6 protein-coding genes are annotated in these 6135 nt (G+C 34.2%); 3 read left to right on the forward strand and 3 right to left on the reverse strand.

Features of this window, described 5'->3' with window-relative positions; translation table 11 throughout:
- The 3 genes from hemE to hemA form a co-directional block, all read right to left on the reverse strand.
- The coding region (gene hemE, locus WBN21_RS16020; protein ID WP_424202049.1) for a uroporphyrinogen decarboxylase at positions 1-950 on the reverse strand (950 nt) is incomplete at its 3' end.
- 6 nt (positions 951-956) lie between these two features.
- Positions 957-2531, reverse strand: a complete 1575-nt coding sequence (hemC, locus tag WBN21_RS16025; protein WP_424202051.1) for a hydroxymethylbilane synthase — start codon at positions 2529-2531, stop codon at positions 957-959.
- Entirely contained in the window at positions 2524-3789 is a 1266-nt protein-coding gene (gene hemA, locus WBN21_RS16030; protein ID WP_424202053.1) for a glutamyl-tRNA reductase, read from the reverse strand. Before hemA ends, hemC begins: the two co-directional genes overlap by 8 nt.
- Before the next feature lie 189 nt (positions 3790-3978).
- On the opposite strand from hemA, the gene WBN21_RS16035 reads away from it, so the two are divergent.
- The 3 genes from WBN21_RS16035 to hemH form a co-directional block, all read left to right on the forward strand.
- The gene (locus tag WBN21_RS16035) at positions 3979-4878 is read left to right on the forward strand and encodes a helix-turn-helix transcriptional regulator (RefSeq protein WP_424202055.1); all 900 of its coding nucleotides are present in this window, start codon (positions 3979-3981) and stop codon (positions 4876-4878) included.
- 63 nt (positions 4879-4941) lie between these two features.
- Positions 4942-5112, forward strand: coding sequence for a hypothetical protein (locus WBN21_RS16040; RefSeq protein ID WP_424202057.1), 171 nt, complete (start codon positions 4942-4944; stop codon positions 5110-5112).
- Between the two features lie 8 nt (positions 5113-5120).
- Positions 5121-6135 (forward strand): ferrochelatase (gene hemH, locus WBN21_RS16045; protein ID WP_424202059.1); only part of this gene is annotated, 1015 nt, incomplete at its 3' end.

Consider the following 6135-nt stretch of genomic DNA (forward strand, 5'->3'; position numbering starts at 1 on the left):
CCAAGGTTTACGATGTATTTGTCTTTACCAAAATCGTTAATCATTTGGTGTACCATTTTTTTGATTTCTGCCGGTGGCGAAAATAAGCGTGTTGGGTCGAAATTACCCTGAAGCGTAATGTTTCCGCCAGATAAATAACGCGCGTTTTTGGGTGAACACGTCCAGTCTACACCTAAAGCAGAAGCTCCAGATTTTGCCATGTCCCCAAGTGCGAACCAACAGCCTTTTCCGAAAGCGATAACCGGAGCATCATCTTTTAAAGCATCGATAATTTGTTGGATATATTGCCACGAAAATTCTTGATAATCGACTGGTGAAAGCATGCCTCCCCAAGAATCGAAAACCTGAACGGCGTCGCATCCTGCTTTTACTTTTTCCTTAAGATAAGCAATAGTTGTATCGGTTATTTTTTGTAATAATTGGTGAGCTGCAATAGGGTTTGTAAAGCAAAATTCTTTGGCTTTATCGAAATTTTTACTGCCTTGACCTTGTACGCAATAACATAAAATAGTCCAAGGTGAACCCGCGAAACCTATTAATGGGATTTCGTCGTTTAATTTTTCTTTGGTTGCTTTTATGGCTTGATAAACGTAATCTAAAGCTTGCGTAACATCTGGAACAATAACATTATCGACGTCTTTTTGTGATCGAACAGGATTTGGTAAATACGGACCAAAATTGGGTTTCATCTGTACCTCAATATTCATGGCTTGAGGAATTACTAAAATATCACAGAATAGAATCGCGGCATCCATTCCATAACGACGGATGGGTTGCACAGTAATTTCACTTGCTAATTCTGGAGTTTGACAACGTGTAAAGAAATCGTATTTAGCCTTTATTTCCATGAATTCTGGAAGATAACGTCCTGCTTGACGCATCATCCAAACTGGTGGGCGGTTTACGGTTTCTCCTTTTAATGCTCTTAAAAATAAATCGTTTTTAATCATATCTCTTTAAACGTAATACTCATTAACCAACTCAATCACACTCTCAACAGTTGGTACTTTTGCAACTCTAACATCCTTAAAATGTTTCTTAGCTTCTTTGGCTGTGGTTTCTCCAATACAAAATGCGATCACTTCATTTTTATTGCTGCGTACAAAACTTTCAACCGTTGATGGACTGTAAAACATAGCGGCTTCAACGGATTCGGCCACTTTTATGCCATCGTATTTTGTTTCGTAAGCTTCTATTTCGGTAACTTCAATATTGTTTTCTTCTAAAATGTTTGGTAAATCATCTAGTCTTAAATCGCTACAGAAGTATGTAACTTTAGTGCCTTCAATATAATCAACTAAATATTCAGCCAGTTTTTTAGCATTCTTTTCGGTGTGCTTAACCTTGCCTATTTTGTTTTCTACCAAACGTTTTGTTCTTCTGCCAACACAGTAAATATTTTTAAACTGTAACTCTATGGCTGAATAATTTGTAGTTAACGATTCTACCGCGTTTTTACTGGTAATTACGACATTTTCAATTTCATTTTTTAAGAATCGCGGGTGAATTCTGTTCAAACTTATTTTTATAAAATCTGAACTTTCTGCTATTACTTTTTCATGAAACAACAAACGTTGATCTTCAGTAAAACTCTTGGTAGAATATACATTTGTTTTCCTGTCGGAATTTTTAATTTTATCCATTAAACGTTTTCCGCCACGTTCAATAACAAAATCGGCACAATAATGCGCCATATCATTGTGTTCGCCTAGTTTTTTAACTCGGGTAACATCAATTCTTTTAGTGCCATCTGGACTTAATAAAACACCTTTAAAGTTGATTTCCTCATCTTTAATATATGCTAAAGCGCCAATTGGAGCTGTACAACCACCTTCAAGTTTGTTTAGAAATTCGCGCTCAATAGTGGTACAAATTTCGGTTTCTTCGTGGTTTAGTGAAGCACATGCTTCTTTTACAAAATCATCCTCGTCTAAAGCCGTAATCATGATTGCGCCTTGTGCAGGAGCTGGTATCATCCATTCTAAATTGATAGCTTCTTCTGGTCTTATCCCTATTCTACCTATTCCAGCGGCAGCAAAAATTGCCCCATTCCAATCACTATCTTCCAATTTTTCTAAACGCGAATTTACATTGCCGCGTAAATCTGTAATAGTATGTGTTGGAAAACGGTTTAGCCATTGAGCTCTTCGGCGTAAGCTACCTGTTGCTATAACAGCTTCTTTAGCGCCTAAAAACTCTTCATTGTCTTTAAAAACAAGGGTGTCATTTACGTTCCCACGTTTTAAAACTGCTGCTTGTACAATGCCTTTTGGTAAAACTGTTGGTACATCTTTTAGAGAATGTACGGCTATATCGATAACATCATTCAACATGGCGATATCTAAGGTTCGGGTAAAAATACCAGTTATTCCTAGCTCATAAAGTGGTTTGTCTAAAATTAAATCGCCCGTAGATTTTACGGGAACGAGTTCGGTTTTATGACCAGCTTCTTCAAGTAAACTTTGTACTATTTTGGCTTGCCAAAGTGCTAATTCACTATCGCGCGTGCCAATTCTTATAATTTTAGACATTGGTTTTTTTAGGTTCTTCTAACTGAAATACTTTTTTAATAAGTTCCAAACTATCATCAGTAGAAATAGCATCATCTTTTAAATGATGTGCAAAATGATTGGTGATTTTTTGAATGATGTTATTGCTAATTAATTCGGCTTGCGCTTCATTGAAATTCGCATTTTTCTTACGTTGCGTATCTAATTCGGCACTAGCAAAATCAGCTAATTTATGTTTTAAAGCTTTAATGGTTGGTGCAAATTTTCGCGTTTCTAACCAACTGTTAAACTCTCCTTTAATATCTTCTATAATCGCTTCCGCGGAAGGAATATGCGCTTTTCTAGCCTCCAAATTATCATCCGTAATTTGAGATAAATGATCTAAATGAACTAAAGTTACATTATCTAATTCCCTCACATTTTCATTAACGTTTTTCGGAATTGATAAATCTAATATTAGAAGCGGTTTTTTGGTTTGAATGATATGTTTATCAATTGTTGGGCGTTGAGCACCAGTAGCTACAATCAAAATATCAGATGCGCTTACTTCCTCTTGTAAATTAGCATAATCTTTTACCAATAAATCAAATTTTCCAGCAATTTGTTCCGCTTTGTCTTTGGTTCTGTTTATTAAAGTTATATGCTTATTTTTTGTATGTTTTACAAGGTTTTCGCAAGTATTTCGTCCAATTTTTCCAGTTCCAAATAATAGAATATTTTTGTCTGAAACATTTTCAACATTTTTGAAAATATATTGAACAGAGGCGAATGAAACCGAAGTTGCGCCTGAAGAAATATCAGTTTCAGTTTTAATGCGTTTACTAGCTTGAATAACAGCATTTACTAAACGTTCAGTAAAATGATTTAGTAATCCGTGTTTTCTTGAAAGTTTTGTGCTTATTTTTAACTGGCTAATAATTTCAAAATCGCCTAGAATTTGACTATCTAAACCAGACCCTACACGAAACATGTGTGAAATAGCCTCTGCGTTTTTATAAACATAGGCTACCTTTTGAAATTCTTCAACGGTTCCACGAGTATTTTCGCAAAGTAATTGGATGAGTTGAAACGGGTGTTGTGCAAAACCATATATTTCGGTTCTGTTACAAGTAGAAGTTACTACCAAACTTTCAATGTCATTTTCTTTAGCCTGATTAAGTAATGCTAGCTTGGAGTTTTCATCCAAACTAAAATGTCCTCTTATATCCGCATCGGCTTTTTTGTAACTTAAACCAATAGCATAAAAGGAACTACTTTTACTAATATTGTATTTCTGCATTGCTATACCTGAAAATGTGAAGCAAAAATATAAGTAAGGTTGAAACAAAAGTAACGCTTAACGAACTTTTAGTATCGTTTGTGGTTTTTTAACGTTGTTTTTTTAAAAATCTTGGTAAATGTCATATTTTTGTAGTGAATTAGGCAAGTTTTATATGCTTAGTTTAGAATGAATCTAAATAAAATACTTATGAGTCAAGAGTTAAGTGCAAATAAAAGTATCGCTAAAAGTTCATTTGAAGAAACAATTATCGAAGATGGATTTTTAATTTTAATGTTTAAAAACGACGAGCATGTTCCTCAAAGTGTTGCTAAAGAAATAGATAGCTCTTTTTTGCAATTTCATTTTTGTGTTAAGGGATCCACCAAGTTTGTTTTTAATCAAGGGCGATATGCTTTGGATATAAATGAAGAAAACTCATTGTTGCTATATAACCCGCAACGAGAATTACCTATCAATCTTCAGGTAGATCCTAATTCTTGGATTGTTTCAGTTTTAATTTCGATTAAAAAGTTTCATGGGTTGTTTTCTCAAGAAGCCGATTATATTACTTTTTTAAGTGAAGATAATCGAGATAAAAAATACTATAAAGATGGTGTTATATCGCCATCCATGGCCATAGTTTTAAACCAATTAATAAATTATAATCTTAATCAATCTATAAAATCATTGTATTTTAAAGGGAAAGCTTATGAGTTGTTAAGTTTATATTTTAATAGAAGTGAAGATGCTAATGTGGAGCAATGTCCATTTTTAGTTGATGAAACTAACGTGATAAAAATAAGAAAAGCAAAAGAAATTGTGATTTCAAGAATGGCTGAACCACCAAGTTTACAAGAGCTCTCAGATGAAATAGGTTTAAGTCTTAAAAAACTGAAAGAAGGGTTTAAGCAAATTTATGGCGATTCGGTTTTTAGTTTTTTATTCGATTATAAAATGGAAGTTGCTAGAAAATTGTTGGAAGCTGGGAATGATAATGTGAATGAAGTAGGGCATAAGGTGGGTTACAGCACCTCAAGCCATTTTATTTCAGCCTTTAAAAAGAAGTATGGTACAACCCCAAAAAAATATGTGATGTCCTTAGGATAAATTTTAAAATGAAAGTCTTGAACACTATTTTAGACTAAGTTAAAAATTAAAAGCCCGTAAAAAATGAAATACCTAACCCCAGAAATTGAAGCCTTATTAAAAAACAGTAATTTTGGAAAATCTTTAGCACGAACAAATGTGTCTTGTGGCATATTTCAAGATTGTGATTATAATGAGGAACGCCCAAAATTGTTTCAGCCAAATTCAATTGAAAAGACTAAGGAAAAAAAATAATAGCGTTAATGAAAAAAGGAATTTTACTAGTCAATCTTGGTTCGCCAGATAGTCCAAGCCCAAAAGATGTAAAAAAGTATTTAGGTGAGTTTTTAATGGACGAGCGTGTTATTGATATTCCGCTAGTTGCTAGAACCGCTTTAGTAAAAGGGATTATTTTAAACACTCGCCCAAAACAATCGGCAGCAGCCTATAAAAAAATATGGTGGGATGAAGGATCTCCTTTAATTGTATTGTCTGAAAGGCTTCAAAAGAAAATACAGCAACAAGTTGAGCAACCTGTTGGGCTGGCTATGCGATATGGTAGCATGACTATTAAAAAAGGACTTCAAGAATTGGTTGACAAAGGCGTTGAAGAAGTATTGCTTTTTCCGCTATACCCACAATTCGCTATGGCAACAACCGAAACTATTACGGTTTTAGCCGAAGAGCTTCGTCAACAACATTTTCCGAGTTTAAAAATAGCATCAGTTCCAGCATTTTACAACAAACCTGATTATATTGAGGTGCTTTCAAATTCCATAAAAAATCATTTAAAAGATAAAAAATACGAACATTTATTATTTTCATATCACGGCGTTCCAGAACGTCACATTAGAAAAAGTGATGTCACAAAATCACATTGTAAAATAGATAAGAGTTGTTGTGTTACCCCAAGCAAGGCGCACGAATTTTGCTATAAACATCAATGTTTAGAAGTTACCCGATTAGTAGCTGAAAAGCTAAACTTAAAAGCAGAAACCTTTTCAACCTCCTTTCAATCGCGTTTAGGATTTGACCCATGGTTGTTACCATATACCGATAGAACTATTGAGCGTTTAGGTAAAAAAGGAATCAAAAACATGGCCATTGTAACGCCGGCTTTTGTTAGCGATTGTTTAGAAACCCTTGAAGAAATTGCCATGGAAGGTCAGGAATTATTCCATGAAGTTGGTGGCAAAGAGTTTACAACCGTTCCGTGCTTAAATGATGATGCAGAATTTGTAGAATTGCTTTCAAAATGGATAAAAAATTGGGCAAAAA

Source organism: Algibacter sp. (genome assembly GCF_049667265.1).
GTDB lineage: Bacteria > Bacteroidota > Bacteroidia > Flavobacteriales > Flavobacteriaceae > Algibacter_B.